Origin of the sequence: Prauserella shujinwangii (assembly GCF_003001955.1) — a bacterium.
Taxonomy (GTDB): domain Bacteria; phylum Actinomycetota; class Actinomycetes; order Mycobacteriales; family Pseudonocardiaceae; genus Qaidamihabitans; species Qaidamihabitans shujinwangii.
This window is the reverse complement of the sequence record NZ_PVNH01000007.1, coordinates 222,850-248,262: the sequence shown is the minus strand read 5'-3', so window position 1 is coordinate 248,262 and position 25,413 is coordinate 222,850. Positions and strand designations below refer to the sequence as shown.

General features: G+C 74.1%; 23 protein-coding genes. 10 read left to right on the top strand and 13 right to left on the bottom strand.

The features are described 5' to 3' along the window. Positions 1-88 precede the first annotated feature (88 nt). Both B0I33_RS18465 and B0I33_RS30910 read left to right on the top strand, forming a co-directional pair. A complete protein-coding gene (locus tag B0I33_RS18465) occupies positions 89-562 on the top strand; it encodes a nitroreductase/quinone reductase family protein (RefSeq protein ID WP_106180043.1) in 474 nt (157 codons plus the stop codon). 349 nt (positions 563-911) lie between these two features. Continuing rightward, the gene (locus B0I33_RS30910) at positions 912-1,202 is read left to right on the top strand and encodes a DUF5994 family protein (RefSeq protein WP_245900799.1); all 291 of its coding nucleotides are present in this window, start codon (positions 912-914) and stop codon (positions 1,200-1,202) included. A 33-nt stretch (positions 1,203-1,235) separates the two neighbouring features. On the opposite strand, the gene B0I33_RS18455 is transcribed toward B0I33_RS30910, so the two are convergent. Then, the gene (locus B0I33_RS18455; protein WP_106180041.1) at positions 1,236-1,646 is read right to left on the bottom strand and encodes a DUF6292 family protein; all 411 of its coding nucleotides are present in this window, start codon (positions 1,644-1,646) and stop codon (positions 1,236-1,238) included. Positions 1,647-1,758: 112 nt separating this feature from the next. Here B0I33_RS18455 and B0I33_RS18450 point away from each other — a divergent pair, with 112 nt between their 5' ends. Beyond that, entirely contained in the window at positions 1,759-2,388 is a 630-nt protein-coding gene (locus B0I33_RS18450; protein WP_106180040.1) for a TetR/AcrR family transcriptional regulator, read from the top strand. On the opposite strand, the gene B0I33_RS18445 is transcribed toward B0I33_RS18450, so the two are convergent. After that, on the bottom strand, positions 2,336-3,349 hold the full coding sequence (locus tag B0I33_RS18445; RefSeq protein WP_106180039.1) for an SDR family NAD(P)-dependent oxidoreductase: 1,014 nt from the start codon (positions 3,347-3,349) through the stop codon (positions 2,336-2,338). The two genes, B0I33_RS18450 and B0I33_RS18445, sit on opposite strands and share 53 nt — an antisense overlap. Before the next feature lie 51 nt (positions 3,350-3,400). Beyond that, positions 3,401-5,047: a steroid-24-oyl-CoA synthetase gene (gene casG / locus B0I33_RS18440; protein ID WP_106180038.1), complete on the bottom strand. Its 1,647-nt coding sequence runs from the start codon at positions 5,045-5,047 to the stop codon at positions 3,401-3,403. Between the two features lie 89 nt (positions 5,048-5,136). On the opposite strand from casG, the gene B0I33_RS18435 reads away from it, so the two are divergent. The 6 genes from B0I33_RS18435 (at position 5,137) to B0I33_RS18410 (ending at position 11,970) form a co-directional block, all read left to right on the top strand. Further along, positions 5,137-6,486: a flavin-containing monooxygenase gene (locus tag B0I33_RS18435; protein ID WP_106180037.1), complete on the top strand. Its 1,350-nt coding sequence runs from the start codon at positions 5,137-5,139 to the stop codon at positions 6,484-6,486. Beyond that, positions 6,483-7,112: a TetR/AcrR family transcriptional regulator gene (locus B0I33_RS18430; protein WP_106180036.1), complete on the top strand. Its 630-nt coding sequence runs from the start codon at positions 6,483-6,485 to the stop codon at positions 7,110-7,112. The genes B0I33_RS18435 and B0I33_RS18430 overlap by 4 nt, the downstream gene beginning before the upstream one ends. Next, positions 7,109-8,047, top strand: coding sequence for an alpha/beta hydrolase (locus B0I33_RS18425; RefSeq protein ID WP_106180035.1), 939 nt, complete (start codon positions 7,109-7,111; stop codon positions 8,045-8,047). Before B0I33_RS18430 ends, B0I33_RS18425 begins: the two co-directional genes overlap by 4 nt. Beyond that, positions 8,037-8,750 carry an acetoacetate decarboxylase family protein gene (locus B0I33_RS18420; protein WP_245900797.1) on the top strand — a complete coding sequence of 238 codons (714 nt, stop codon included), beginning with the start codon at positions 8,037-8,039 and terminating at the stop codon, positions 8,748-8,750. The genes B0I33_RS18425 and B0I33_RS18420 overlap by 11 nt, the downstream gene beginning before the upstream one ends. Then, the gene (locus B0I33_RS18415; protein WP_106180034.1) at positions 8,747-9,517 is read left to right on the top strand and encodes an SDR family NAD(P)-dependent oxidoreductase; all 771 of its coding nucleotides are present in this window, start codon (positions 8,747-8,749) and stop codon (positions 9,515-9,517) included. The genes B0I33_RS18420 and B0I33_RS18415 overlap by 4 nt, the downstream gene beginning before the upstream one ends. Positions 9,518-9,906: 389 nt before the next feature. Next, the gene (locus B0I33_RS18410; RefSeq protein ID WP_106180033.1) at positions 9,907-11,970 is read left to right on the top strand and encodes a helix-turn-helix domain-containing protein; all 2,064 of its coding nucleotides are present in this window, start codon (positions 9,907-9,909) and stop codon (positions 11,968-11,970) included. Positions 11,971-11,991: 21 nt separating this feature from the next. Here B0I33_RS18410 and mshB read toward each other — a convergent pair whose 3' ends face one another. Together mshB and B0I33_RS18400 are read right to left on the bottom strand one after the other, a co-directional pair. Beyond that, positions 11,992-12,840, bottom strand: a complete 849-nt coding sequence (gene mshB, locus B0I33_RS18405; RefSeq protein WP_106180032.1) for an N-acetyl-1-D-myo-inositol-2-amino-2-deoxy-alpha-D-glucopyranoside deacetylase — start codon at positions 12,838-12,840, stop codon at positions 11,992-11,994. A 41-nt stretch (positions 12,841-12,881) separates the two neighbouring features. Continuing rightward, positions 12,882-13,835, bottom strand: a complete 954-nt coding sequence (locus tag B0I33_RS18400; RefSeq protein ID WP_106180031.1) for a TIGR03560 family F420-dependent LLM class oxidoreductase — start codon at positions 13,833-13,835, stop codon at positions 12,882-12,884. Positions 13,836-13,925: 90 nt separating this feature from the next. Between B0I33_RS18400 and B0I33_RS18395 the strand changes: the two genes are divergently transcribed. Continuing rightward, positions 13,926-14,720: an SDR family NAD(P)-dependent oxidoreductase gene (locus B0I33_RS18395; RefSeq protein ID WP_106180030.1), complete on the top strand. Its 795-nt coding sequence runs from the start codon at positions 13,926-13,928 to the stop codon at positions 14,718-14,720. Here the strand turns inward: B0I33_RS18395 and B0I33_RS18390 are convergent. The 8 genes from B0I33_RS18390 to B0I33_RS18350 are packed head-to-tail and all read right to left on the bottom strand — an operon-like array spanning position 14,689 to position 25,312. Continuing rightward, positions 14,689-15,993 carry an FAD-dependent oxidoreductase gene (locus B0I33_RS18390; protein WP_106180029.1) on the bottom strand — a complete coding sequence of 435 codons (1,305 nt, stop codon included), beginning with the start codon at positions 15,991-15,993 and terminating at the stop codon, positions 14,689-14,691. The genes B0I33_RS18395 and B0I33_RS18390 overlap by 32 nt on opposite strands. Before the next feature lie 25 nt (positions 15,994-16,018). Then, positions 16,019-17,215: a cytochrome P450 gene (locus B0I33_RS18385; RefSeq protein ID WP_219927211.1), complete on the bottom strand. Its 1,197-nt coding sequence runs from the start codon at positions 17,213-17,215 to the stop codon at positions 16,019-16,021. Beyond that, on the bottom strand, positions 17,212-18,876 hold the full coding sequence (locus B0I33_RS29705) for a prenyltransferase/squalene oxidase repeat-containing protein (protein WP_181193353.1): 1,665 nt from the start codon (positions 18,874-18,876) through the stop codon (positions 17,212-17,214). The genes B0I33_RS18385 and B0I33_RS29705 overlap by 4 nt, the downstream gene beginning before the upstream one ends. A gap of 5 nt (positions 18,877-18,881) precedes the next feature. Further along, positions 18,882-20,102: a cytochrome P450 gene (locus tag B0I33_RS18370; RefSeq protein WP_106180027.1), complete on the bottom strand. Its 1,221-nt coding sequence runs from the start codon at positions 20,100-20,102 to the stop codon at positions 18,882-18,884. Further along, positions 20,099-20,569: a hypothetical protein gene (locus tag B0I33_RS18365; RefSeq protein WP_106180026.1), complete on the bottom strand. Its 471-nt coding sequence runs from the start codon at positions 20,567-20,569 to the stop codon at positions 20,099-20,101. The genes B0I33_RS18370 and B0I33_RS18365 overlap by 4 nt, the downstream gene beginning before the upstream one ends. 11 nt (positions 20,570-20,580) lie before the next feature. Next, a complete protein-coding gene (locus B0I33_RS18360) occupies positions 20,581-21,753 on the bottom strand; it encodes a radical SAM protein (protein WP_106180025.1) in 1,173 nt (390 codons plus the stop codon). Further along, positions 21,738-24,305, bottom strand: coding sequence for a UbiA family prenyltransferase (locus tag B0I33_RS18355; protein WP_181193352.1), 2,568 nt, complete (start codon positions 24,303-24,305; stop codon positions 21,738-21,740). The genes B0I33_RS18360 and B0I33_RS18355 overlap by 16 nt, the downstream gene beginning before the upstream one ends. After that, the gene (locus tag B0I33_RS18350; protein ID WP_106180182.1) at positions 24,299-25,312 is read right to left on the bottom strand and encodes a polyprenyl synthetase family protein; all 1,014 of its coding nucleotides are present in this window, start codon (positions 25,310-25,312) and stop codon (positions 24,299-24,301) included. Before B0I33_RS18350 ends, B0I33_RS18355 begins: the two co-directional genes overlap by 7 nt. Positions 25,313-25,413: the final 101 nt, after the last annotated feature.

Genomic DNA, 25,413 nt, shown 5'->3' with positions numbered 1-25,413 from the left:
GCTGGTCAGGAATCGAGAAGCGCGGGCACCGGACCACACCTACCGTGACCGCCAGGAGATCACCGTTCACGTGACCTGGAGGAAGCGCATGACCCGGAACGACCAGGACAGCCGCCGCGGCGGGCGCAAGCCCGGTTCGCCGGGGACGCTGTCCCGGTGGATACAGCGGAGGATGAACGCCCGCACGTGCACCCGCATCCGGCGCAAGGGCGGCCGGGTCATGGGCATGGAACTGCTGATCCTGCACACGGTGGGCCGCCGGAGCGGGCAGCCGAGGGAGTCGCCGGTGACGTGGTTCGCCGACGGGGAGGACGCCCGGTTGGTCGTCGCCTCGGGTGGCGGGAGCCGGCACCCGGACTGGTACCTCAACCTGATGGCGCACCCCGATCGGGCCGCCATCGAACTGCCCGGCGGCGAGCCGGTGCCGGTGGTTCCGCGGCGACTGACCGGCGACGACCGCGCGCGGGCCTGGGAGCGCATCACCGCCGAACAGCCGCGCTACGCGAAGTACCAGCGCAAGTCCGACCGCGAGTACCCGGTGGTCCGGCTGACCCCGCGGTGAGGCGGCCGGGAGCGCGGCCGTCCGCAGTGGACTGACGATGCCCAGCGGGGAACGCCCGGGCCCGTGAGTGCCGGCGGCCGGCACCCGGGTAGGCGAACCCGCCCGAAGCGGTGGTGCCGTTCGGTGGAGTCCGCGCTCGCCGAGGTGTAGTGTCGGCATGTCGAGAGCATTTCGCGGGCCGGCGGTCGAGCCGGTCTCGTTCTCGGCGCCGATAGTCCGGTCGGCGGTGCCGGCCGGGGGCAGGAGCGCCGGCATGATGTCGGGCCCGCGAGTTCGCAACACCACCCCGAGCGCCACGATGGCCGCTGAGCCGCCTCGGCTGAAACTCCACCTGAGCAAGAAGCCCAAGGTGCCCACCCCGGGGTACGTCGACGGGGCCTGGTGGCCCCGATCGCGGGACCTGTCCGCCGAGTTGCCGGCGCTGGCGACGGCGCTGGCAACCCGGCTGGGCCCGCTCACCCGGGTGGCCTACCACCCGGCCCACTGGGATCCGTCCGCACGTCGGCTCCGGCGGGCCGGGAGCCTCGCCCCGCTCGGTGGCTACCGCTGCCCGGGACCGGACACCGTCGAGGTGACCACCCGGTCGGGCCGCAGCGTCACCCTGGTCGTCGTGCTGGACGGCGGATCCGGCAACGCCTGAGTCCCGCGGCTCCGCCCGCCACGTCCGGCCTGATCAGGTGTACCGGGCCAGCCGGGCCGCGAGTTCGGCGCGCCCCGTGCGAGCCGGGACGACGGGCGAGGACGAACCGGGCTCCTCGCCGGTGACGACGCCCGCCACGAACCGGGCCACCGCCGCCGGCTCCGGGACGGCATCCGCATCGGTGAAGTAGGCCAGCACCATGGGCGCCTCGCCGGGATCGGTCTCCACCGCGACCGCCCATCCGTGCCGCTCGCTCCAGATCAGCATCAGGTCGTCGCCGGGCCGTCCCGACCACCGTGCCGCCAGTCCCAGGTAGGCGGTCGCCGTGTCGCTGACCTCGAATGACGCCGCCTCCGGCGGCACCCCGACGGCCGCGGCCACCGCGCGCACGTACCCGGCCAGTCCGCGGCTCAGCGCCGGCTCGCCTCCCTGGTCGTCGTTCACGCCGACCAGGCTACGACGCCCGGCCGCCGGCCCGCTGTCCCCCCACGCGGACCCGTGTGGACCAGCCACCGCCACGCCGGTCCGGCACGGCCCACCGCACTACGATCGGCCCATGGCCAGACAGCGCTCCGGCGCCGCGACCCGGGAGGCGATCCGCGCCGCGGCGGCGCGGCTGTTCCGGGACCACGGGTTCGCGGGCACCTCGGTGCGGGACATCGCGGCGCGGGCGGACATCGATCCGGCCCTCGTGATCCGGCACTTCGGGTCGAAGGAGTTGCTGTTCCTGGAGACCGTGCGGCTGACCATCGACGACGAGCCGTTGCTCGACGTCCCGCTGGACTCCCTCGGGCGACGCTTCATCGAGGTGCTGCTCGACTCCGGTGAGGACATCCGCGGCGTCTACCTCGCACTGCTGCGCGGCAGCGGGAACCCCCAGATCGCCGACCGGCTCAGCGCGTCGCACGAGACCGCGTTCGTGGAGCCGCTGCGCAGGCGGCTGCCCGGTGCCGACGCCGACGTACGGGCCCGGCTGGCGGGGGCACTGGTCGGCGGGCTGCTCTACGCGCTGTGGGTGGTCGGCGACGAACACCTGATCGCCGTGGGCCGGGACGAGCTCGTCTCCCGCTACGGCGCACTGCTCCAGCAGCTGCTCACCCCCGTCCCCACGGGCACGACCGGCACTCCCGGCGCTACTGCACCGACCAGCCCCCGTCCGACGGCAGCACCGCGCCCGAGACGTTGACGCCGTCGTCGCTGAGCAGGAACGTGATCGACGCGGCGAGCTGGGCCGCCGTCGCGATCGGCGGCATGAGCGTGAGGAAGTCGGCGGTCCGCCGCCGGCCGAACTCCGACATCTCCCCGGCCGCCATCCCGGTGGCCACGCCACCCGGTGCGACCGCGTTGACGCGGATGCCGGGCCCGTACATGAACGCCGCGCTGCGGGTGATGCCCACCACAGCGTGCTTCGAGGCGGTGTAGGCCACACCCGCCGCGGACCCGCGCAACGCCGACTCCGAGGCGATGTTGACGATGGAGCCGCTCCCCGCCGAGAGCATCACCGGGACCACCGCGCGGGTGAGCCGGAACAGCCCGTCGACGTTGACCGCGAACACCCGCTGCCACATCGCGTCCGAGACCTCGTGCACCGGGGTGAAATCGTCGACGACGCCGGCGACGTTGGCGAGACCGTCGACGCGGTCCCCCGCCGCCGCGACGACGCGCTCGATGTCGGCCTGCTTCGTCACGTCGGCCGGGACCGGCACGACGTCGGACGAATCGAGCTCCGCGGCGAGCGTGTCCAGCCCCTCGGCCACGAGGTCGACGGCGACCACGCGGCCGCCCTCGCGCGCCACGCGGGACGCCGTGGCCCTGCCGATCCCGGACGCGGCGCCGGTCACGATGACGGTCCGGTCGGCGAACCTGCCGGGGACGATGCGCTCCTGCCAGCCGGTCCCGGTGTCCTCTTCGGCGGGCGTCTCCCCGCCGTTGGCGCGCGCGACGAGGTCGTCGACGACCTCCTCGGTGAGCGCCCCCCGGCTGAGGGTGACGAGCTGCCGCAGCGGCAGCAGGCGCACGGGCGCGAGCACGCTCTCGTCGAACCCGCTCTCGGCGAGCAGGTTCCTGATCAGTGGCCCGCCCTCGGGATGCGCCAACCAGTCCCCGATCGGTGTGGCGCCCGTCAGCGGCCTGCGCTCGCCGGTCATCGCGGCTCCCTCGTCGAAGTCAACTTAGTTGACTCCAGCATAGCCGCCGGGTCAGGGCAGCTCTGGGTGGAGCGACGCGAGAGCGGTGCGCACGACCTTGCCGGTGGCGTTGCGGGGCAGCGGTTCCGTGGTGAGGTGCCAGCGGGACGGCACCTTGTAGTAGGCGAGCCGCTCGGCGGTGTGGGCCCGCAGGTCCGCCTCGTCCACCACCTGCCCGCCGGTGACGACGATCGCGCAGACCTCCTGGCCCAGGTCCGGGTGCTCGACGCCGAACACGGCCGCCTCGGCGACGGCGGGGTGCTCCGCCAGGCACCGTTCCACCTCGACGGGGTAGACGTTCTCCCCACCGCGCAGGATCAGGTCGCTGCGGCGCGTGGTCAGGTAAAGCCTGCCCTCGCGCAGGCAGCCCAGGTCCCCGGTGCGCAGCCACCGGTCGGCGTCGAAGACCTCCGCCGTCGCCGCCGGGTCCGCCCAGTAGCCGAGCATGTTGAACTGGCTGCGCAGCCAGATCTCGCCGGTCACGCCGTCGGGCACCACCGCGCCGGACTCGTCGCGCACCTGCACCGCCACGGTCGGGATCGGCACGCCCACCGTGTCCGGATCGGCCGCCAGCATCATCGGTGCGGCGACGGTCGCCCCGGTGCCCGACTCGGTGAGCCCGTAGCTGTTGACGAGGCTGTGCCGCGCCGCGGGGATCAGCTCGCGCAGCCGCGCCTGGAGCGCGGGTGACGACGGGGCCGAGGCCAGCCCGAACGCGATCAGCGCGGACAGGTCGTACCGGCCGATCTCGTCGCCGAGGGCGCTCAGCCGGTGCCCCATGGTGGGCACGACGGTCCAGTTGGTGACCCGCTCCCTGGACACCAGCTCCAGCACCCGGTGCGGGTCGAAGGCGCCCTGGGTGAGCACCACGGTCTCGCCGGTGGCCAGCCGGGGCACCGCCACGTTGTGCAGGCTCGCGATGTGGAACAGCGGCAGGCTCAGCAGCCACCGGCCCGGGGCCGCGGCGCGCGGGTCCAGCGCGGCGGCCGTGGCCTTCATCAGCCGGTGGTACAAAGCCGTCGCCACGATGTTGCGGTGCGAGTGCGTGACGCCCTTGGGCCGCCCGGTCGTCCCGCTCGTGTAGACGATGGCGGCGGGCTCGTCCTCGCCGACATCCACTGTGGGCAGCGGCGCCGGATCCGCCGTCAGCCCGGGCAGGTCCCCCTCGATGCCGAGCACGGGAACATCGATTCCGGCAGGCAGCCGCGCCGCGCGTTCGGCGTCGGCGATCAGCAGCACGGGCTCCGAATGGCCGAGCGCGTACTCGATCTCCCGGGTCGTCCACCACGCGTTGTAGGTGGCGCACACGGCGCCGAGACTCACCGTCGCCCAGAACGCGACGATCCACTCCGGACAGTTCGCGGCGAGGATCGCGACGCGGTCACCCCTGCCGACCCCGTACCGCTGCGCCAGCACGCGGGCGAGAGCCCCGACGGCACCGGCGTGCTCGCCGTAGCCGATCCGGCGGTCCGCCGTCACCAGATAGTCCCGATCCTCCGGCGCGGGCGCCGCGGCCAGCAGCTCCCCCAGGTTCCGCGGGCGCCGGGCGAAGACCGGCAGCCGCACGCCGAGCACGTCCTCCTCGACGATCTCGAACTCGCCACCCGGCCCGGTCAGCTCGGCACGGACACGCAGGGGATCAGCGACGTTGCTGCTCATGCGCCGGAAGGCTAGCAACGCGAGAACCCGTTGTCGACACATGTCCATAGTCATTGACACGCGTCAAATCGCCTCGTAGCGTGCCGGACATGACCCTGCCGAGGACGTGCGTCATCGGGGCCGGGCTGAGCGGGCTCTGCGCCGGGAAGATGCTGACGGACTACGGCGTGCCGTACGAGTGCTTCGAGTCCTCGGACCGGATCGGCGGGAACTGGGCCTTCGGCAACCCCAACGGGCACTCCAGCGCGTACCGGTCCCTGCACATCGACACGTCGAAACACCGGCTGTCCTTCAAGGACTTCCCGATGCCGGAGCACTTCCCCGACTTCCCGCACCACTCGGAGATCAAGGAGTACCTCGAGCGGTACGCGGCGGCCTTCGGGCTGCACGACAACATCCGGTTCCGGACCACCGTGGAGCACGCGCGGCGGCGGCCCGGTGGCGGGTGGGAGATCCGCACCGGACACGGCGAGCGGCACACGTTCGACGCACTGGTGGTCGCGAACGGGCACCACTGGGATCCGCGCTACCCGGACTTCCCCGGCGAGTTCACCGGGGAGAGCATCCACTCCCACCACTACGTCGATCCCGGTGACCCGCTGGACCTGCACGGCAAGCGGATCCTGGTGGTCGGTATGGGCAACAGCGCGGCGGACATCGCGGTCGAGCTGTCCCAGCGCGCACTGGGCAACACGGTGGTCGTCTCGACCAGGTCGAGCGCGTGGATCGTGCCGAAGTACGTCCTGGGCGTACCCGCCGACCGGCTGTTCGCCACCAGCCCGCACGTGCCGCTGTCGTGGCAGCGGTGGCTGTTCCGGAAGAGCCCGGTTCTGCTGACGGGCCGCCCCGAGCGGTTCGGCCTGCCCACGCCGAACCACCACTTCCTGGAGGCGCATCCCACCCAGTCGCAGGAACTGCCGGTCCGGCTCGGGTCCGGCGACGTCACGGCAAAACCCGACGTCAGCAGGCTGGACGGGCGCCGCGTGCACTTCGCCGACGGCAGCTCCGCCGAGTTCGACGCCGTCGTGTACGCCACCGGCTACAACATCTCGTTCCCGTTCTTCGACCCCGGGTTCCTCAGCGCGCCGGGCAACCGGCTGCGGCTGTACAAGCGGATGTTCCGGCCCGGCCTCGACGACCTCGTCTTCGTCGGCTTCGCCCAGGCCACGCCGACTCTCTTCCCGTTCGTGGAGTGCCAGGCCCGGCTGCTGGCCGCCTACCTGGCGGGGATCTACCGGCCGCCGGGCGAGCGGGAGATGTGGCGGACCATCGCCGAGGACGAGCGCCGGTTCGTCGCGCACTTCGCCGACCGGCCCCGGCACACCCAGCAGGTCGACTACTTCGTCTACGAGCACGACATCCGCGTCCGGGAGCTGCCCGCGGGCCGGGCGCGGGCGCGGGCCAACGGCCCCGTGCCGCTCGGAGGGCGGTCCCGGTGAGCGCCGAGCGGGAGCACGTGCTGGACCGGCGCGGGCCCAACCGGGGCGACCGCCGCAGGCGGGCGCTGCTCAGCGCACTCGACGAGCTGCTGCGCGAGGGCAGCCTCGCCTCCATCAACGTGCGGGACATCTCCCGGCGGGCCGACGTCACGCGCTCGGCGTTCTACTTCTACTTCGAGAACAAGGCCGTCGCCGTCGCCGCTCTGTGCGACGAGATGTACCAGGAGTCGTTCACCGCGGGCACCGCACTGCTCTCCGGCGAGGGCTCCCCCGAGGACCGCATCCGGCGGACGATCGCCGGGCTGTTCGAGGCGTGGGCCAAGCACCGGCACGTCTTCCGGGCCATGCTCGACGCGCGCGACACCGACGAGACCGTGCGGGCGCTGTGGGACCGCGACCGGGAGTCGTTCGTGCCGCGGGTCGCGGCCCTGATCGAACGCGAGCGCACCGGAGGCAGGGCACCGGAGGGACCGGACCCCGCCCTGCTCGCGACGGTCCTGCTCGAGCTCAACGACCGCGCGCTGGAGCGGCTCTCCCGCGGCGGCCCCTCGGCCGTGCCCGCCGACGAGCTGCGGGAGGCGCTGGTGACCGTGTGGCTGCGGACGATCTACGGCAGGTGCCCATGACGCTCCCCGCGCAGCGCCTCTCCTTCCCGTCCGGCGGCACCGTCTGTGCCGCGTGGCGGTTCCGGGCCGCCCGCGACGACCTGAGCACCGGGGCGGGCGCGCCGTGCGTGGTGATGGCACACGGGTTCGGCGCGACCCGGGACTGCGGGCTCGGCGCGTTCGCCCACGAGTTCGCCCGGTGCGGGTTCGAGGTGCTCGCGTTCGACTACCGCGGATTCGGCGACAGCGGCGGCGAGCCGCGCCAGACCGTGTCCGTCGCCCGGCAGCTCGCCGACTACCGGGCCGCGGTGGCGGCGGCGCGCGGGCTCGGCGGCGTCGACCCGGGCCGCATCGTGCTGTGGGGCGCATCCCTGGCCGGGGGACACGTCCTCGTCACCGGCGCTCGCGACGGCGGGGTCGCGGCGATCGTGTCGCTGGTGCCGATGGCCGACGGGCTCGCCGCCGTCCGGCAGGCCGCCCGGCAGCACCGGCCGGGCACGCTCGCCAGGTCGGCGGCGACCGCCGTGCGCGGTGCGGTGGCCCGGCTGGCCGGGCGCGGGACCAGGCCGGTGCCCCTCGTCGGTGCTCCCGGCTCGGCCGCGGCGCTGTCCCTGCCAGGTCAGTTCGAGGCGTACACCGCGCTGGCCGGACCGGCCTGGCGCAACGAGATCGATCCCGCGGCGGGCCTGGAGATCGGGCGCTACCGGCCCATCCGGCACGCGCGTGCCGTCCGGGCCCCGCTGCTGGTGCAGATCGCCGACCTCGACCGCAGCGCCCCGCCGGGCGCGGCGGCCAGGGCGGCCGTGGCCGGCCGCGCCGAGGTTCGCCACTACCCCTGCGACCATTTCGACGTTTTCCCTGGCAACCCCTGGTTCCGGCCCGCGGTCGAGCACCAGCTCGCCTTCCTGCGGCGGCACCTTGGCCGGGATACCGAGGAGGACCACAGTGGACGGTGACATCCACGATGGGCACCTGATCCGGGGAGAACGGGTCACCATGCCGGTCCGGGTCCGGGACGCGGCGGCGTGCTCGGCGACCTTCGCGGTGCGCGCGGCCTCGGCGCGGTCGGTGCTGGCCTACGCCGGGGTGGACGTCGCCGAGCCCTGGCGCGGCGCCGCGCTGTGCTCGCTGGTGTTCGTCCGCTACACCGACGGGGACCTCGGCCCGTACCACGAGTTCGGGGTGGCGTTCCTGATCCGCGCCCCGGTGGGCGGGGGCCTCGGCGCGTTCGTCCACTGGCTTCCCGTCAACCAGCCGTTCACGCTGGAGGCCGGGCGCTCGATCTGGGGGTTTCCCAAGGAGCTCGCCGACATCCGGCTGGAGCACGCAGGCCGCGCGCGGCGCTGCGTGGTCCGGCACGAGGGCAGGCTCGCGGTCGACCTCCTGGTCAGGCCGGGCGTCCCGACTCCGGGCCGGGCCGCGGCGGCCTCGGTCGACGCCTACACCTGCCTGGACGGCGTCCTCCGCCGGACCCCGTGGAGCCTGCGGGCACGGCGGGTGCGCACCCGGCCCGGCGGGGCCGTGCTGCGGCTCGGGGACCATCCGGTCGCCGACGAACTCCGTGCGCTGGGCCTGCCGAGGACCGCGCTGGCCGGCAGCACGATCGGCCGGCTGGAGATGACGTTCGCCGGCGCCGCGCCCGTGGCGGCGGTCCGATGAACGGCACGGCGCTGGTGACCGGCGCGGCCAGCGGGCTGGGCAGACTGGCCGCGCTGCGCCTGGCCGCCGCCGGGAGGCCGGTGGCGGCGCTCGACGTCGACGCGGGCAACCTCGCGCGCACCACGTGGCGGGCGCCTGCCACGCGGGCCTATCCGTGCGACGTCACCGACGAGGCCGCGGTGCGGGACGCGGTGGCCGCCGCCACGGCGGAACTGGGTCCGGTCGAACTGGTCGTGCACGCCGCCGGGCTGTGCCGGATCGGCCGGGCGCTGGACCAGCCGCCCGCCGAGCTGCGCCGGGTGCACGAGGTCAACTACCTGGGCACCGTGCACGTCTGCCAGGCGACCGTGCCCGCGATGGTCCGGCGCGGCCACGGCACGGTGGTGGTGTTCGGCTCCCTGTCGGGCTGGCTGCCCTCGCCGCGGCTGGCCGCCTACTCGTCGTCGAAGTGCGCGGTGCACGCCTACTGCGAGGTTCTGGCCCAGGAGACGCGCGGCACCGGTGTCCGGGTGCTGTGTCCCTGCCCGGACCAGGTGGAGACCCCGCTGGCCGACGGTGTGCGGGCGGTCGACCCCGCGGTCCTCGGCGGGCGGACCGGGGCCGACCCGGGTGCCGTGCTCGACGCCGTCGACCGGGCGCTCGCCGATCCCCGCGCGCCGCTGTTCGTCTTCCCCGGCCGGGGTGCCCGGTGGGTGTGGCGTGCCCGCCGCCTGGCACCCCGGCTGCTCGGCAGGCTCGTCACCCGGTACGTCCGGCCCGCCGACTGAAACACCGTTTCCGGACAGCCACGCGCGCGGCGCGAGCGTCTGGTTAGGACCGCGCGGCGGCGCACGGGGACCGCCTCACACGTGAAAGAATTTCTGTTTATCGCACCACGAACAGTTGCCGGAACCATTTCGTATTCACACTTATGGGGGACAGAACTCCGGAGAGCGTGTGCCTCTTTTCCGCGCTCCGCCACGTTTCCCGCCGTGGCCGGGAAAAACCCGGCTCCCCGCACGGGAAGCGTTGACAGTGGAAGATCGTCTGGATAAATTGTCTCGACGTCAACAATTGACGGCCACGGGAGCGGCGAACGAAAAATCGTGCGGCGCACGGAGTCGGGGGAGCTCCGAGGGGGACGAAGCCTGTTCGTTCACAACAGAACTGGGGCGACGTGAACAGGGATGAGTCCGATATCACCAGGCTCGACGGTGCCAGGCAGGCCGAGCGGCCCTGGCTGGACCAGACCAGGCCCGCACCCGGCGGTGCATCGCCGGACATCACCACACCGGCGGGAACGAACCCGTCGGCCGTCCCCGTCTCGGCGCCCTCCCCCGCCACACTCGTGGCGCGCACCCTCGCCGTCGTCGGCGAGGCACTGGACATCGAGCTGCTCACGGCGGTGTCCGAACTCGACGCCGTCGAAGTGCTGATCGGTCTCGACGAGCTCACCGAGCGCGGGCTGGTCTCGTGCGACCTGGACGCGGGCAGGGTGCGCTTCACCAGCCCGGAGACACGCGAGGCCGTGTACACCGCGGCGCCGGTGAGCTGGCGGTGGGGCGCGCACCGGCGGGCCGACGCGACCCTCGCGGCGGCCGGTGCCGGTGCGCTGGCCCGGGCTCGGCATGTGATGCGCACGGGGCGGACCGGCGATCTGGCCGCGGTGGACGAGCTCCTCACGGCGGCGGGCGAGGCCCTGCCCGGCGGCGCGGCGGAGAGCGCGGCCTACTCGGCGGCGGCGCTGCGCCTCCTGCCGGACGGCGACCGGCACCTGGGGCGGCGCGCACGGCTGGTGTGCGTTCAGGCGCAGGCGCTCGCCGTCACGGGCCGGTTGTGGCGCAGCCGCTCCCTCCTGCACGACTGGCTTCGCCGCGGCGACGCGCTCGGCGAGTACCAGCCGAAGGCCACCGAGCTCTGCGTGCTGGTCGAGCAGTTGCTCGGCCACTTCGCGGAGGCGCAACGATTCCTGGAACAGGCATCGCGGGTGCGCTCGCGGGCAGGAGTGGCGGTCCGCCTCGCCCTCACGCTCCGGTCGGTGGCGTGCAAGATCCACTCGGGTGAGCACGACGTCGACGAGGTCCGGGACGCGGTCGCCAGCGCCCGCACCTACGGCCATCCCGGCACCCTCGCGTTCGCCTGCGGGCTCGCCGCCGCGATGCACTACGACACCGGAGACGTGCCGGCCGCGCTCGACTACGCGGACCAGTCGAGCCCGATCGTGGACGGGATGACCGACCGGGAACTGGTGGACACGCTGGACGCCAGCGTGTACCTGGCCTGGAGCGAGGTGCGCCTCGAGCGGTTCTCCTCCGCCGCCCGGCACGCGCGCCGGGGACTCGCGATCGCCCGCTCGACGCAGCACGTGCGCGCGGCGCCGGAGCTGCTGCTCACGCTGGCCATGCGGCACGTGCGGCTCGGGGAGCTGGAGCAGGCCGGGAAGCAGGCCGCCGCCGCGCTCGACCTGGCCGAGGAGATGCGCAGCAACTACCTGCGCGCCACCGCGCACATGGTGCGGGCCGAGCTGGCACTGGCACACGACGATCCCGCCACGGCGAGCAGGCTGTGCGCGGACGTGCTGCGCACCGACGACCGGGACCGCTGCCGGGTGTCGCAGCGGCTGCACGTGCTCGCCCAGGAGGCGCGGCTGGACGGCGGGCGCTCCGACGGCTGCGCCGACATCCTGCTGCGGACCTGCGGTGGTCCGGACCTGCCGACGCTGAGCGTCCCGGAACGCCCTCGCGTGTACGACCTCCTGGTCCGCTGCGAGCTGCGCGCCGGGCGGCCGGGAGCCGCCGCCGAGTGGGCCGCGCGGGCCGAGACCGCGGCGCGCGGTCTCGACCTCCTGTGCCGGCCGGTCGGCTTCGCCGCGCTGGCGGCCGCGCGGGCGCTGTCGGCCCAGGGTGACGGGGACGCGGCGAGGCTCAGGGCGGCGGCCGCGGCGGCCGCCTTCCGCAGGCTGGGCGATCCGGTGTGGACACTGCGGGCGGAGACGCTCGCCCTGGCCACCGGTCCGCGCGAGAAGCCGCCCGAACCCGCCGGTCCGCTCGCCGTGCTCAGCAAGCGGGAGAGCGAGATCGCCCTGCTGGTGAGCACCGGGCAGACCAACGGCCAGATCGCCCGCAGGCTCACGATCAGCGCGCGGACCGTCGAGACGTACCTGGAGCGCATCTTCGCCAAGCTCGACGTGGCCTCGCGCACCGAGCTCGCCGGCCTGATCGGCCGGAGCCAGGGCCACTGACACCGGTACGGGGACGGCGGCTCACCGCGTTCCGTCGAACAGGTCGCTCACCATCGTGCCGGGAGGCCGCCGGTGCGCCAGCCGGTAGTACTCGACACCGTCGGACAGCACGGTGAACACCGGCAGTGCCGGGTCGATCTGCGTCGCGTGCGCACGCAACGCCGCCCGCTTGCGGTCCCGGTAGGCGCTCGCGTCCACCCGCGCGGTCACCGCGGCGTCGTCGACGACCATCGACGGCGGGCCGCCGGGGAACCGGTACCCGGGGAACGCCCGCCGGAACACGGAGGCGGGCAGGGCGTTCCAGTACACCCGGGCGATCTCCCACGGCCGCCCGAGTTCCGGCGCGTACCCGGCGGTCGCGGCGAGCGCGGTCGCATAGGTCGCGACCCGGTGTGCCTGGACGTGGTCCGGGTGGCCGTAGCCCCCTCCGGGCTCGTCGGCGACGAGGACCTGCGGGCGCACCTCCCGGATCACCGCCACGAGATGATCGGCGGCCTCGCGCAGGTCGGCCAGCCGGAAGCAACCGGCGGGGAGCCCCGGCGCGACGTCCCGGTCACCGGAGTCCCGGTAGGTGCCCGCACCGCCGAGCCAGCGGTGGTCCCGCACGCCCAGAACCGCCAGCGCGGCCGCCAGCTCCCGCGCCCGGTGCTCGCCGAGCCGGTCCTCCCGGTCGGCCGCGAGGTGCGCCAGCTCGGGCCGGAGCACCGGCCCCTCCTCCCCCCGCGTGCAGGTGACCACGGTGACGTGCACGCCTTCCGCCACGTACCGGGCGATCGTGGCGCCGTTGCCGATCGTCTCGTCGTCCGGGTGGGCGTGGACGAACAGGGCACGCCGCGCGGACTCCGCGGCGGCGACTGCGTGCTCCGTCATCGGTTGCCTCCGTCGTCTCCACCGACCGGCCGCGCACGGACCTACCGGAACACCGGGATGACCGCCTCCGCGAACCGGTGCAAGGGCTCCAGGTCGTGGGCGAGGCCGGGCAGGTACACCAGCAGGTGCTCCACCCCGGCGTCCCGCAGGTGCGCGACCCGCTCCCGCGTCTCCCGCACGGTGCGCACCGCCGTCCCGCCGTCGAGGCGGGCCAGGCTGTCGTGCCGGAGCACGTACGTGCGGGCGGTCTCCCGCTCCGCCTCGGTGCCGACGGGGAACACGTCCAGGCTCGTCGACTTCGTGATGCCTGCCTCGTCGCGTCCCGCGTCGGCGCAGTGCGCGCGCAGCACCGCCAGCTTCCGCGCGACCACCGCGGGGTCGCCCGCCCCCACGTTGCAGGCGTCGCCGTACCGCGCCACGAGCGGCAGGGTCACGCGCTCGCCGCCCCCGGCGATCCAGAACTCGGGTCTGGGCAGCCCGCGCGGTTCGTTGCTGGGCCGGTCGACCGCGTAGTACCGGCCGTCGACCGTGGGCCGCCGCTCCGTCCACAGGGCATGCACCACGCGCACCGCCTCCGCGAAGCGGGCCATCCGCTCGCCGAGCCCCGGCCACGGATACCCGTACGCCACCGCCTCGCCACGGAACCAGCCCGCACCGAGCCCCGCACAGAGCCGTCCACCGCTGGCCACGTCCACAGTGGAGGCCATCTTCGCGAACAACGCCGGGTGCCGGAATCCGTTGCTGCAGGCCATCTGACCGATTCGCACCCGCCGCGTCTCCCTGGCCAGCACCGCGGTGAGCGTCCACGCCTCGAACAGGGTGCTGTCCCGTTGCTCGGGCACGGTGTGCAGGTGGTCGTGCACCCACACCGAGTCCCACGGACCCTCGTCGGCCGCCCTGGCCACGCCCAGCAGCGTGTCCAGCTGTGCCGACGGATCCGGGGATTCCGGAAGGTCCATGCGGAGTCCCTGCGGCACGAACAGTCCGAAGCGCACCCCGCCGACGCTAGCGGAGCCCCTCCGGCCCGCACGTCCGGGAAAGCCCGGACATCCGGTCCGCCGACGCTCTGCGAAGCTGAGGTGACCATGCTGCAGGACCTCACGGACACGCCGCTGCCGGACCTGACCGACCTCACCGGGCACCACGCCGTCGTCACCGGCGGCGCGCGGGGAATCGGCCGTGCGGTCGCGGCCCGGCTGGCGGAGGCGGGCGCGGCGGTGGCGATCGCCGACATCGACGCGGAGCGGGCGCACGCGGCGGCGGCCGCGCTGCGCGGGCAGGGGCGGGAGGCGACGGCCCACGCGCTGGACGTCACCTCCGCCGAGCAGGTCGCCGAACTGGCCGGACTGCTCCACCGGCGGCGGGGCCGTCTCGACGTGTGGGTCAACAACGCCGCGGTGTTCGCCGTGAGCACGTCCACGCTCGCGACCACGGTGCGGGAGTGGCGCGAGGTGCTGTCCGTCAACCTGGACGGCACCTTCCACGGCACCGCCGCGGCCGCCCGGCTGATGCGCGAGCAGGGCGGCGGCTGCATCGTCAACATCGTGTCCACGGCGGCGCTGCGAGGCGGGGCGCAGGCCGCCTACGCCGCCGCGAAGTCCGGCGTCGTCGGGCTGACCAGGGCGTTCGCCGAGGAGCTCGCCGCGAGCGGCGTGCGGGTGCTCGCGGTGGCTCCGGGAGCCACCGTCACCGAGGGTGCCATCGAGGCCGCCCGCAGGCACGGCGTGGCCGACGGTTCGTCGGCGGCGGGTGGCGGAGTCGCCGGCCGGTACGGGCGGCCCGACGACATCGCGCGGGTCGTGTACGCCGCGGCCACCGGGATGTGCGGCTGGGTCACCGGTTCGGTGATCACGGCCGACGGCGGCGAGTGGACGTGCTGACCCGGCCTGCCCGGACCGCCGGGATCTCACCCGCACGCCGGTCCGGGATCAGTCCGAACTGGACCAGCCGGTCGCGCGTGGTGAACCGGTGCACGCCCAGCCCGGACATGTTGTAGGTCAGCAGGAACTGCAATCTGCGGTTGGTCCGGTTGCGGCGCAGCAGGTAGCGGCCCAGCAGCCTGGTGCGCGGGGAGGTGTCCGTGAACAGGGTGGCCAGGTTGTGGCTGAGCCGGCACACGTAGGCCATGCGGTGCTCTCCGGCCGCGCGGTAGCGTTCCAGCGCGGCGTCGACCTCGGCGGCGCGGAACCGGTCCACCTCGCCCAGCGCGGCACCGAGGCTCCACGCGTCGGCGATGGCGGAGTTCATCCCCTGGCCTGCCATGGGATGCACGCAGTGTGCCGCGTCGCCGAGAAGGGCCAGCCCGGGACGCGTCCAGGAGTGCGCGGTGAGCCGGACCGCCGTCCGCAGCTGCGGCCGCACCGCGTCGGCCCGCAGTGACCCGGCCACCACCTCCAGCGCGGGCACGTCGGCCAGCAGCCGCTCCGTCCACCGGCGCCGGTCCCGCCGCAGCTCCCTGCACTCCGCCGGGCTCGCCTGCACGTACAGCCGGGCACGCCCGCCGGGCATGGGCAGCAGCAGCCGCAGGCCGCGCGCCGTCAGGTGCGCCGCGATGTCCCGGCCAAGGCCGCTGCCGTCGGCGAGATCGATCCCGACGAGATGATGCTCGTACGGCTGCCGGGTGACCCCGATACCCGCCTCCGACCGGGCCCGGGAGGACGCTCCGTCGCAGCCGACGGTGAGCGTGGCGGTGACGTCCTGCCGCACCTCGCCGCCCTCCACCAGCCGGGCTCCACGGACGCGCCCCGAGGAGTCCTCGTGGAGCGCAGCCAGCCGGGTGCCCCGCCGTATCTCGACCCGTGGCCCCAGCTCGTGCCCGATCGCCGCCGTGATGGCGTGGTAGTGATGTACGAGGCAGTAGTTGAACGGCCCGGGGAGCAGCCGGTAGTCCAGTGGCGCAATCTCCTCCCCCGAGGGACGGCAGCACACCAGCCGGTGCGCCACCAGGGCTTCCCGGTCCCGCAGCGCGGGCAGCGCCCCGAGGTCGTCGAGCACCTGCAGCGACCGCGGTTGGAGCAACTCTCCCTTGTGTACCATCGAATCGCGGGTCTGCTTGTCCACCACCAGGACCCGGCGCCCCTGCGCGGCGAGCACGCGGGCCAGGGTCAGCCCGGCCACGCCCGCGCCACAGATCAGCACGTCGTAGTGGGACATCGGCCTCCTCTCCGGATGCGACCGGTCACCAGCGCAGCGGAACCTCGTCCGGTCCCTGCAGCGCGCCGTCGGCGGGCCAGCGCAGCTCTCCGGGCGGGATCGCCAGCTCGATGCCCGGAAACCGGCGCAGCAGCCGGTCGAACACGACCTGCAGCTCCAGCCGCGCCAGCGCCGCGCCGAGGCAGAAGTGCGGCCCGGCGCCGAACGCCAGGTGCCGGGCCGCACCGGCCCGGCACACGTCGAACCGGTCGGGACGGGGGAACCGGCGGGGGTCGCGGTTCGCCGCCTGCGGTGGGAGCACGACGACCGTCCCCTCGGGGACACGGACCCCGCCGATGTCCAGCGTCCCGGTGGCGTACCGGGTGACGCCGAGGCCGTTACCGGGCGCCGCGTACCGCAGCAGTTCCTCCACCGCGGCGGGCACGAGACCGGGATCCGCCCGCAGGACCGCGAGCTGGTCCCGGTGCCGCAGCAGGGTCAGCACGCCGCGGCCGATCTGCGCGGCGGTGGACTTGTAACCGGCCGCCAGCAGGATCATCACGGTCTGCACCAGCTCGTCCTCGGTCAGCCTGCCGTCGTCGGCGTCCCGCACGGCCAGCAACCCGTCGAGCAGGTCGTCCCGGCCGGGGCGGGCGCGCCGGGCGGCCAGCAGCCCGCGCACGTAGTCGGCGAGCGCGCCCAGCGCCCGCGTCCGCCGTTCGGGACCGGCCGGGAGCAGGAACACCTCGTCGACCCAGTCCCGGAACTCCGCCTGGTCGGCTGCCGGCACCCCGAGCAGCTCACAGATCACCGCGACCGGTACGGGCAGCGCGAGCCCCGCCATCAGGTCCGCCGGCGGGCCGTGCGCGGCCATCGCGTCGAGCAACCCGTCGGTGATGTCCTGGACCCGCGGCCGCAGCGCCGCCACCCGGCGAGCCGTGAAGGCACCCGCCACCAGCGCCCGCCACCGGGTGTGCTCGGGCGGGTCGCTGAAGGGACGTTCCGCGTTGCCGAACCCGGGCGCGCTGCCCTCCAGCGCCGAACCCGGCCGGTTGGTCCGAGAGCTGAGCCGCCGCTCGGACAGGGCCGCGCGGATGTCGTCGTACCGCGTCAGCAGCACCGCCTCGCGGCCGTGCGGCAACGTCACCCGGCAGACCGGGTCCCGTTCGCGCAGCCACGCGAACTCCCGGGGCATCACCAGCTGGCTTTCCCGGGCGAACGGGTAACGGGGGCGGCCATTCATCGGCACCCGGCCTCCGTCCGGTAGCGGGCCAGCGCCTGCAACGCGTACGCGTGCGGAATGTGGTCGCACCAGTAGGTCAGCTCGAGGAAGTAGAACCCCACGGGCGCGGCGTCCCAGAGCCCGTCGGCTCGCCGGGCGGCCAGCAGCCAGCGCACTCCGCGCTCGCTCGCCGCGCGCTCCCCGGTGCGCAGCAGGCCCAGTACCGCCCAGGCCGTCTCCTCCGCGGTGGATGCCGCACCGTGCCCGTCGCCCCAGCCGCCGTCGTCGCGCTGGTGCCGCAGCAGCCAGTCCCGGGCGCCCCGCGCCGCGGCGGAGTCCGCGAGGCCGAGCGCGCCGAGCGCCTCCAGCGCGCGGGCGGTCCCGGCGGTGTGGTCCCGGAACCAGACGCAGCCGAACGAGCCGTCGGGACGCTGCGTGCGGGTCAGCCACCGGACGGCGCGGCGGCAGGCGGCGGTTCCCGCTCCCACCCGGCGCAGCGCCAGCAGCGCGTGTGCGGTGAGCACCGTGCAGGGCGCGTCCATGTCGGACGGTGTGTCCCGGGCGAAGCAGCTCCACGAGCCGTTCCGGTTCTGCATGGTGAGCAGCCAGGCGACGCCGCGGCGCAGCCCCGGATCCCCCGGCGGGACGCCCAGCTCGGTCAGCGCCAGGACGGCGCCCGCGGTGTCGTCGGTCTCCGGCCATCCCGACGGCACCGACCAGCCCCACCCGCCCGCGGGGCAGCCGGTGGCGGGGAACCGCTCGGCCCGCTGGCACCGCTGGATCCACTGCCGGGTGGCGGCAAGCCGAGGGTCGTCCCGCAGGCCCGCCTCGGCCAGCGCCGGCACCAGGTACCCGGTCACCGAGCACTCGATGTCGCGGTCGATCGCCCATGCCCCGTCGCGGCGCACCGTCGCGTGCAGGTAGTCGCGGTAGGCGGCGACCAGGTCGGGCGCGCGGCCCGCGCGATGCAGGCCGAGGCAGACGATGGCCACCATGAGCGGCGACTCCTCCACCCCGCCTTCCGGGCCCTCGTAGTCGTGGATCGCGCGCAGGTAGCGCAGCGCCGCGGGCTCGGCCAGCCGGTTCACCGCCCGCCGGACCGGACCGAAGCGCCACGTGCGTGCCTGCATCACGCCCCACGCGGCGAGACCGGGCACGGTGAAGGACAGCTTCTGCCGCAACGCCCGCGGGAGCACGAGGAGCTCCACCGGCATGCGGGCCAGACGCGCCGGGTCGTACAACCCCGCCAGCGCGAGGTAGTGCTCGCACACCGCCTTGAGCGTGCAGCGCCGCTTGTCGGCGACCACGTCGACGCCGCCACGGTGCTCCAGCCAGGCCAGGCCGGTCCGCACGTGCGCATCCGACCGCTCCGGTTCGCACAGCCGGAGCGCGGCCACGGCGATGGCCGTGGCGTTCACCGTCGACGGCCCGCCGGGGAAGTCGGCCCATCCGCCGTCGGGTTCCCGCGCCTGGCGCAGCCACCGCGCCGCCCGCTCGAGGACAGCGGCGGAGCCGTCCGGGTCGGCGAAGGCGAGCGCGAACACGGCGGCACCGGTGGACACCGCGGACGGCGGCAGTGTGCCCGTCCAGCCACCGTCGGCCCGCCGCAGCGCGAGCACCGCCTCGGCGGCCGCGCCGACCGCGGGCTCGGCCCGCGGCGCCTGTTCCCCGGCCCTGGTCACGTTGCTCAGCGCCCCAGCCGCACCGGCAGCGAGACGAGCCCGCGCAGCAGCAGGTTGTCCCGGAACCGGACGTCGTCGGTGACCAGTTCGACCCGCGAGGCCTCGCGGAACAGGGTCGCCAGCGCGAGCCGCAGCTCCATCCGCGCGAGCGGGGCGCCCATGCAGTGGTGGATTCCCGCGCCGAAGGTGATGTTGTGGTTCGGCCAGCGCCGGAAGTCCAGCCGTTCCGGGTCGTCGAACACCTCGGGATCCCGGTTGGCCGTCGAGATCATCAGGATGACCCGCTCGTGCTGCCGGATCGTGTGCCCGTCGACCTCCACGTCGGTCAGCGCCGAGCGCACCGTCATGTGTCCCGGCGGCTCGTAGCGCAGCAGCTCCTCGACCGCCTGGTCGTGCAGGTCGGGCCGGGAGCGGAAGAGCTCGAGCAGCCCCGGCCTGCTGAGCAGCTCGCGGGCGTAGAGGGTGATGCCGTTGGCGCTGGACTCGTACCCGGCGACGATCAGCAGCACGCAGGTGCCGACGATCTCCTCCATGGTCAGGGTGTCGCCCTCGTCCTCCACCCGCACGAGCTTGCTCAGCAGGTCCGCACCGGGCTCGTCCCGGCGCCGCTGCGCCAGCCACGCGAAGTACTCGCCGAACTCGCGCAGGGACTGCTCACCCTTCCGCACGACGTCCTCGGTTCGCGCGAACCCGGGGTCCCAGGCCCGGACAAGGTCATTGGACCAGCGATAGAAGTTCGTGCGGTCCGCCTCCGGGACGCCGAGGATCTCGCCGATCACGATGACCGGGAAGGGCCTGCCCAGCGCCGTCACCAGGTCGGCCTCGCCCTGGTCCAGCGCGGCGCGCACCAGCTCGGTGACGATCTCCTGGGCCCGCCCCGCCAGCTTGCCCACGTACTTGCGGGTGAAGCTCTTGCCCACCAGCCTGCGCAGCCGGGTGTGCTCGGGCGGGTCGAACACGACGAACAGCGGCGGCAGCTTGAAGAACAGGCTGTCCGAATCGGTACCGCCCGAGAGCACCTCGCGCAGGTTGTGCCCGAACCGCGGGTCGCGCAGGGCGGCACGCACGTCCCGGTACCGCGTGAGCACCCAGAACCCGGAGGGGTCGCGGTAGACGGGCGCCTCCTCCCTGAGCCGCCGGTAGTGCGGGTAGGGATCCTGCCGCACGGCGGGGTCGAACGGGTCGAAGCCGGTTCCGGACGGCCGATCCGAGTCCACTGTGGTCATTCGGTTCCCCCTTTCCCGCGCCGCCCGAGGCGTCCGCTCGTCTCCACGGCGCAGCCGTCGCCGTCCGGCGGGTCCGCCCGCAGCCGGGCCTTCTTGTACTGGTTGAACATCGAGCGCAGGAACACCAGCTTCGGCATCGACGGAGCCTTGCGGATGTCGAGCATCCCGCTGACCACCGCCTCCCGCCCGCCGAGCTCGCCGCTGGTGATGCGGTGCTGGGTGATCGGTTCGGTCCGGATGACGAGGTCGGCGTCCTGCTCCGGCACCTCGCCCGGCTCGACACCGCCGCGTCCGTCGGCCACCGTGAGCACGTACGGCACCACGTCGCCGCCCGGCCGGACGAACTGGTACTGGATCACGATCGAGTTGCCCAGCAGCCTGCGCAGGGTGGTCGGGTTGCGCAGGCTCACCTCGATCATCTCCCGCAGTTCCCCGACGATCTCGTCGACGGACATCGTCTCGGCCATCGTGTGTCCTCCTATCCCTCGCCGCGGGCCCGGTGCGAGGCCAGCGACAGCCCGTCCACCGGAACGAACGGCAGGTCTCCGGCGGCAGGCCGGTCGCCGCCCTCCGCCGGGGCGGGCAGCTCGGCCAGCAGCCGCGCGGCGTCGGCCCGGTAGGTCGGATCGGCCACGTCGGCCCTGCCGGTGTGGATCATCGATCGCGCCAGGCAGCCGAGGTCCTCGCCCCGTGCCCGCCGCAGCAGCGGTGAGCGCCAGATGTCGGTCACGCTCCGCGTGCGCAGGTTGCCGATGCTGGTGTGCACGAACGGGCACGGATAGACGTCCCCGTTCGGCTGCACGCTGATCATGAACCTGCCGACCTTGCAGCCGGAGCTCAGCTCGAATCCGGCCGCGTGCCCGGCGTGGTGGTGCCGGTCCGTGGGCGGGCGCAGTTCGATGCCCTGCGGGCAGGCCAGCGTCTCCTGCACCGGGACCGAGATGCCGAGCGGCTCGCCGAGCCGGCGCAGGCGCCGGAGGCTGTCCAGGAACAGCCGTTTGCCCACGATGTCGGCCCGCCTGTCCTCGGCTCCCCCCGCCGCGCGGCCGACCATGAACATCGGGAGCAGGATCAGTTCCTCGACGCCCTCGTCGACCGCCCACCGGAACAGGTCGGGGATCGACTCGTAGCTGTCCTCGCTGACCACGATGCGCACACTCGTCCGCACTCCCCGCCGCACCGCGTGGCGGACCACCCGTCTGGTCCAGTCCAGGGACCCGCGGACACCGCGGACGGAGTCGTGCGTGGCGGCTTCGGTGCTGTCGATGGAGACGCCGATCATCTCCAGGCCCGCGTCCACCAGGCGGTCGATCTTGTCCTCCCGCACGTTCAGCCCGTTGGTGAGCAGCGCGGTGTAGAGGCCCAGATCGGTGGAGTGGTCGACGAGCCGGTAGATGTCCTTGCGCACCAGCGGTTCCCCACCGAGGAACGTGACGAACATCAGGCCGCTGGCGGCGAAGTCCTCGAGCACGGCCATCGCCTCGGCGGTGTCCAGCTCGTCCGGGTCCTTCTTCCGCGCGTCCGCGAAGCAGTAGTAGCAGTTCAGGTTGCAGGCACGGGTCACGATCCACCAGGCCGACGGCGGGGCCGCCAGGGTGCCGGCCTTGGCGTCGCTCATGTACTGCTCGAGCCAGCTCACGTCGTGCGACACGATGCTCCCTTCAGCAGGTCGCCGGCCAGGCGCACCAGGCCGTTCTCGTCCAGACAGGATGTTCCCGTGCCGCCCCGCTTCACCTCGCGCACCAGCTCGCCGAGCTGGCCTTCGTCCAGCGCGATGTCGTGCCGCCGCAACGTCTCGGCGATGCCCGACCGTCCGGAGTGCTTGCCGAAGACGATGCGCCGCTGACGCCCGAGCAGGGCGGGCTCGTACGGTTCGTAGGTGGCGGCGTCCCGCAGCAGCCCGTCGACGTGCAGCCCGCTCTCGTGGACGAACGCGTTCTCGCCGACCACCGCCTTGTTCACAGGGACGCCGGTGCCCGCGAGGTCGCCGACCCGCCGCGCGAGCCCGGTGAGCCGGGGCAGGTCGAGTCCGGTGCGGTGGCCGAACGCGATCTCCAGCGTGAGCACGACCTCCTCCAGGGCGGCGTTGCCTGCCCGTTCGCCGATGCCGAGCACCGAGCACTGCACCCCGGACGCCCCGGAGAGGACCCCGGCGACCGAGTTGGCGGTGGCCAGCCCGAGGTCGTTGTGGCAGTGCACCGCGAGCGGGAGTTCGCAGGCCTCGGTCACCCGGCGGACCAGCGCGGCCAGCGACCACGGTGTCGCGACCCCGGCGGTGTCGGCGAGCCCGACCGCGTCGGCACCGGCACCGGCGACCGCGTCGTAGAGCGTGATGAGGAACCCGGGGTCGGTGCGCGTGGCGTCCTCCGCCGCGAACACCACCTGGTGACCGGCGCGCTTGGCGTAGGCCACGGCGTCGGCGGCGTCCCGCAGCAGCGCGTCCGGTGTGGTCCGCAGCTTGGCCCGGATGTGGGCGTCGGAGGTGCCGACGAACACGGCGATGCTGTGCGCCCCGCTGCGCACCGCCGCGTCGATGTCGTCCCGCCTCGGGCGCGCGATCACCTGGATCACCGCGTCCAGCCCCGCGCCGGCGACCGCCCGCACGGCCTCCTCCTCGGCGCGGGACACGGCCGGGAAGCCCGCCTCGATCAGCGGTACGCCGAGGGCGTCCAGCTCGCGGGCCAGCGTGACCTTCGCTTCCGGGGCGAACGCGACGCCGGGCATCTGCTCGCCGTCGCGCAACGTCGTGTCACTGATGACCACCCGGTCCGGGAGAAGGCCCGGTCCGGCCTCCGCACGGGACCCGGTCCCGGGCTGCTCCGTCCTGGCCGGAGCGCGGTCCGGCGCGGGGGCCGGCACGGCGCGGCGGAACTCGTTGAAGATCTGGTTCAGCGACAGCATGTCCCGGGCCGAGGCGTCCATCCGGATGGCCCGGGACAGGTACGCGCGGCGCGGGGTGCTGCGCCGGGACAGGAAGATGTCCGCGAAGACGTCGCTGGTCGTGGTGATGGTGAGCGACGGGAGGGTGCCTGCCGCGAACTCGGCCGAGGGCACCCGGCGGATCGCCCCGTCGGCGACCAGGTGGACGTCGAGCGGAAGGTCCGCCACGCGGATGCGGATCCGGCGGCGCCAGCCCGCCGGAGTGCGGACCGGGCGGGCCGCGCCCCCGGCGATGTCCCGCAACCGCGCGTCGACGTAGCCGAGGATCGTCTCGGCCGACACGGACGGTCCGGGCTCGTCGGCGAACTCGTAGCGCGCGCGCAGCAGGCGCTGCGCGAGTACTGTCAGCACGGCGACGGGCAGCCCGACCGCCACGGCCTGCGCCGCGCCCCAGCCGAGTGCGAGAAACGCCGTGCCCAGCCCGATGCGCTCGACGGTGAGCACCTCGTGCGCGGCGAGGGCGGCGCGGCGGGGCACGGGCTCACCCGCGCGCCACAACCGGGCCAGCACGGCCGCCCAGGCGAGGGCCGCGACCGCGAGCAGCGCGGCGAACGCGGGCACCGAGCCACCGGCCGCGCCCGTGAACGGCACGACGACCGCCAGCCCCGACCACAGCGCCCCGAGAGCGGCGGCCAGCCACAGGGCCGCCCGCGTCCCGTGGCGTACCGGGAAGGTCTCGTACCCGCCCGCCCGGTCGCCGTCGACGTCGCGGAGCGCGCCGATCAGGTTCGTCCCGGTGTCGTGCAGGACGAAGGCGAGCACGAGCGGCGCCAGTGCCGGCGGCGGGAGCGGGGCCACGGCGAGCATGCCGGACAGCACCGCGAAACCGGTCAACACTCCCCTGGCCACGTGCCCGGCGAGACCACGGGCCTTGAACCGCGTGTGGTAGAGGACGCCGAGCAGCAGCGCGGCCGCGACGAGGACGACCGTCCGCCAGTTCAGGACCATCGCGACGGCGCCGCCCGCCACCACGCATCCGATCATCGCGGCGCGGGCGGTGCCCGCGGCGACCCGGCCGGACGGGATCGGGCGCTGCGGCTTGGCTGCGGAGTCGAGCGCGCGGTCGAAGTAGTCCCCGCCGTAGAGCCCGGCCAGCCACCCGAGGGTCGGCACGGCCCACGCCCCGAGCAGCCGCGGCCAGGACGGCTGCTCGGCCGCCAGCGTGGCCGCCGCCAGCGCGGCCAGCCCGGCGTGACCGAGCGTGTAGGGACGCCAGACCTCCAGGTGAGCCAGCAACCGGTCGCGCGGTCGCACGGTCACCACGTCCGTTCCACCGCACGCCAGGCGAACTCGGCCAGCCGGGTGCGGTGCGGCGAGTCGGGCAGCGCGGCGAGGGCCTCGTAGGCCAGCACCGCCTGTTCGTTGGCCAGTGCACCGGCCGCCGCGATCGCGCCGGTCTCGCCGAGCAACCTGGCCATCGCGCCGAAGGCCTGCTCCGGCTCGACCGCACCGGTCATGATGCGCTTCAGCTCGGCGGCGGCGGAACCGCCCCGGCGGTAGCCGAGGATCACGGGGAGGGTCAGCCTGCGGTTGCGCACGTCGCTGTCGGCCGGTTTGCCGGTGGCCGTGGTGGCGCTGGTGTAGGCCAGCAGGTCGTCGTGGATCTGGAAGGCGACTCCCAGGTGGTCGCCGTAGGCGCACAGGGCGCGGATCTGCTCGTGCTCACCCCCGCCGAGGATCCCGCCGCAGGCGCAGGCCGCGCGGAAGAACGCGGCCGTCTTCAGGCTCACCATCTCCAGGTAGGTCTCGACCGTGCAGTCCAGCCGTCCCTGCAGCCGCGACTCGAGGTGCTGACCGCGGCACATGTCCAGACCGGCCTTGGACACCGCGGCGAGTGCCGACACGATCCGCTCGTCGGCGATCCCGGTCGCCCGGCACTCCGCCAGGCAACCGAACAGGTCGAAGATCAGCGCGTCGCCCGCGATGATCGCGTCGTCCGCGCCGAAGGCGTGCTGCACCGAGAACCTGCCGCGGCGCATCTCGTCGCGGTCGATGATGTCGTCGTGCACGAGGCTCGCGACGTGCCCGCACTCGGTGCCGACGGCGGCGGGCAGCACCTCCTCGGCCCGGCCCCCGACGCACGCGGCCGCGTTCAGCAGCAGGATGGGACGGAACAGCTTGCCCGCGGGCAGCACCGCGTACCGGCAGATCGAGTCCAGCGCGTCCGCGCCGGCCCAGCGCCGCGCCAGTTCCTGGTGCAGCTCGTCCAGTGCGCGCCCGGGGCCGGCAGGGTGCTGCCCGTCCTCCGGGCTCTTCAACGCCACGTCCATGCCGGTCGACGTAACCGGAGCGGCGCGAGTACCCGACAGTCCGCAGAACACCGGACACCGCGTGTCCGGAGGATCACCGACCGGCGTGCCGGTGATCCGTG

What these genes read in the sequence shown, in the direction of transcription:
- B0I33_RS18445 (WP_106180039.1), bottom strand. Translation starts at nt 3,349, where the DNA reads ATGACCGGCGAGCGCAGGCCGCTGACGGGCGCCACACCGATCGGGGAC.
- B0I33_RS18350 (WP_106180182.1), bottom strand. Translation starts at nt 25,312, where the DNA reads ATGGACGTGGCGTTGAAGAGCCCGGAGGACGGGCAGCACCCTGCCGGC.
- B0I33_RS18465 (WP_106180043.1), top strand. Translation starts at nt 89, where the DNA reads ATGACCCGGAACGACCAGGACAGCCGCCGCGGCGGGCGCAAGCCCGGT.
- B0I33_RS18385 (WP_219927211.1), bottom strand. Translation starts at nt 17,215, where the DNA reads ATGAATGGCCGCCCCCGTTACCCGTTCGCCCGGGAAAGCCAGCTGGTG.
- B0I33_RS18370 (WP_106180027.1), bottom strand. Translation starts at nt 20,102, where the DNA reads ATGACCACAGTGGACTCGGATCGGCCGTCCGGAACCGGCTTCGACCCG.
- mshB (WP_106180032.1), bottom strand. Translation starts at nt 12,840, where the DNA reads ATGACGGAGCACGCAGTCGCCGCCGCGGAGTCCGCGCGGCGTGCCCTG.
- B0I33_RS18415 (WP_106180034.1), top strand. Translation starts at nt 8,747, where the DNA reads ATGAACGGCACGGCGCTGGTGACCGGCGCGGCCAGCGGGCTGGGCAGA.
- B0I33_RS18435 (WP_106180037.1), top strand. Translation starts at nt 5,137, where the DNA reads ATGACCCTGCCGAGGACGTGCGTCATCGGGGCCGGGCTGAGCGGGCTC.
- B0I33_RS18390 (WP_106180029.1), bottom strand. Translation starts at nt 15,993, where the DNA reads ATGTCCCACTACGACGTGCTGATCTGTGGCGCGGGCGTGGCCGGGCTG.
- B0I33_RS18395 (WP_106180030.1), top strand. Translation starts at nt 13,926, where the DNA reads ATGCTGCAGGACCTCACGGACACGCCGCTGCCGGACCTGACCGACCTC.
- B0I33_RS18450 (WP_106180040.1), top strand. Translation starts at nt 1,759, where the DNA reads ATGGCCAGACAGCGCTCCGGCGCCGCGACCCGGGAGGCGATCCGCGCC.
- casG (WP_106180038.1), bottom strand. Translation starts at nt 5,047, where the DNA reads ATGAGCAGCAACGTCGCTGATCCCCTGCGTGTCCGTGCCGAGCTGACC.
- B0I33_RS18425 (WP_106180035.1), top strand. Translation starts at nt 7,109, where the DNA reads ATGACGCTCCCCGCGCAGCGCCTCTCCTTCCCGTCCGGCGGCACCGTC.
- B0I33_RS18365 (WP_106180026.1), bottom strand. Translation starts at nt 20,569, where the DNA reads ATGGCCGAGACGATGTCCGTCGACGAGATCGTCGGGGAACTGCGGGAG.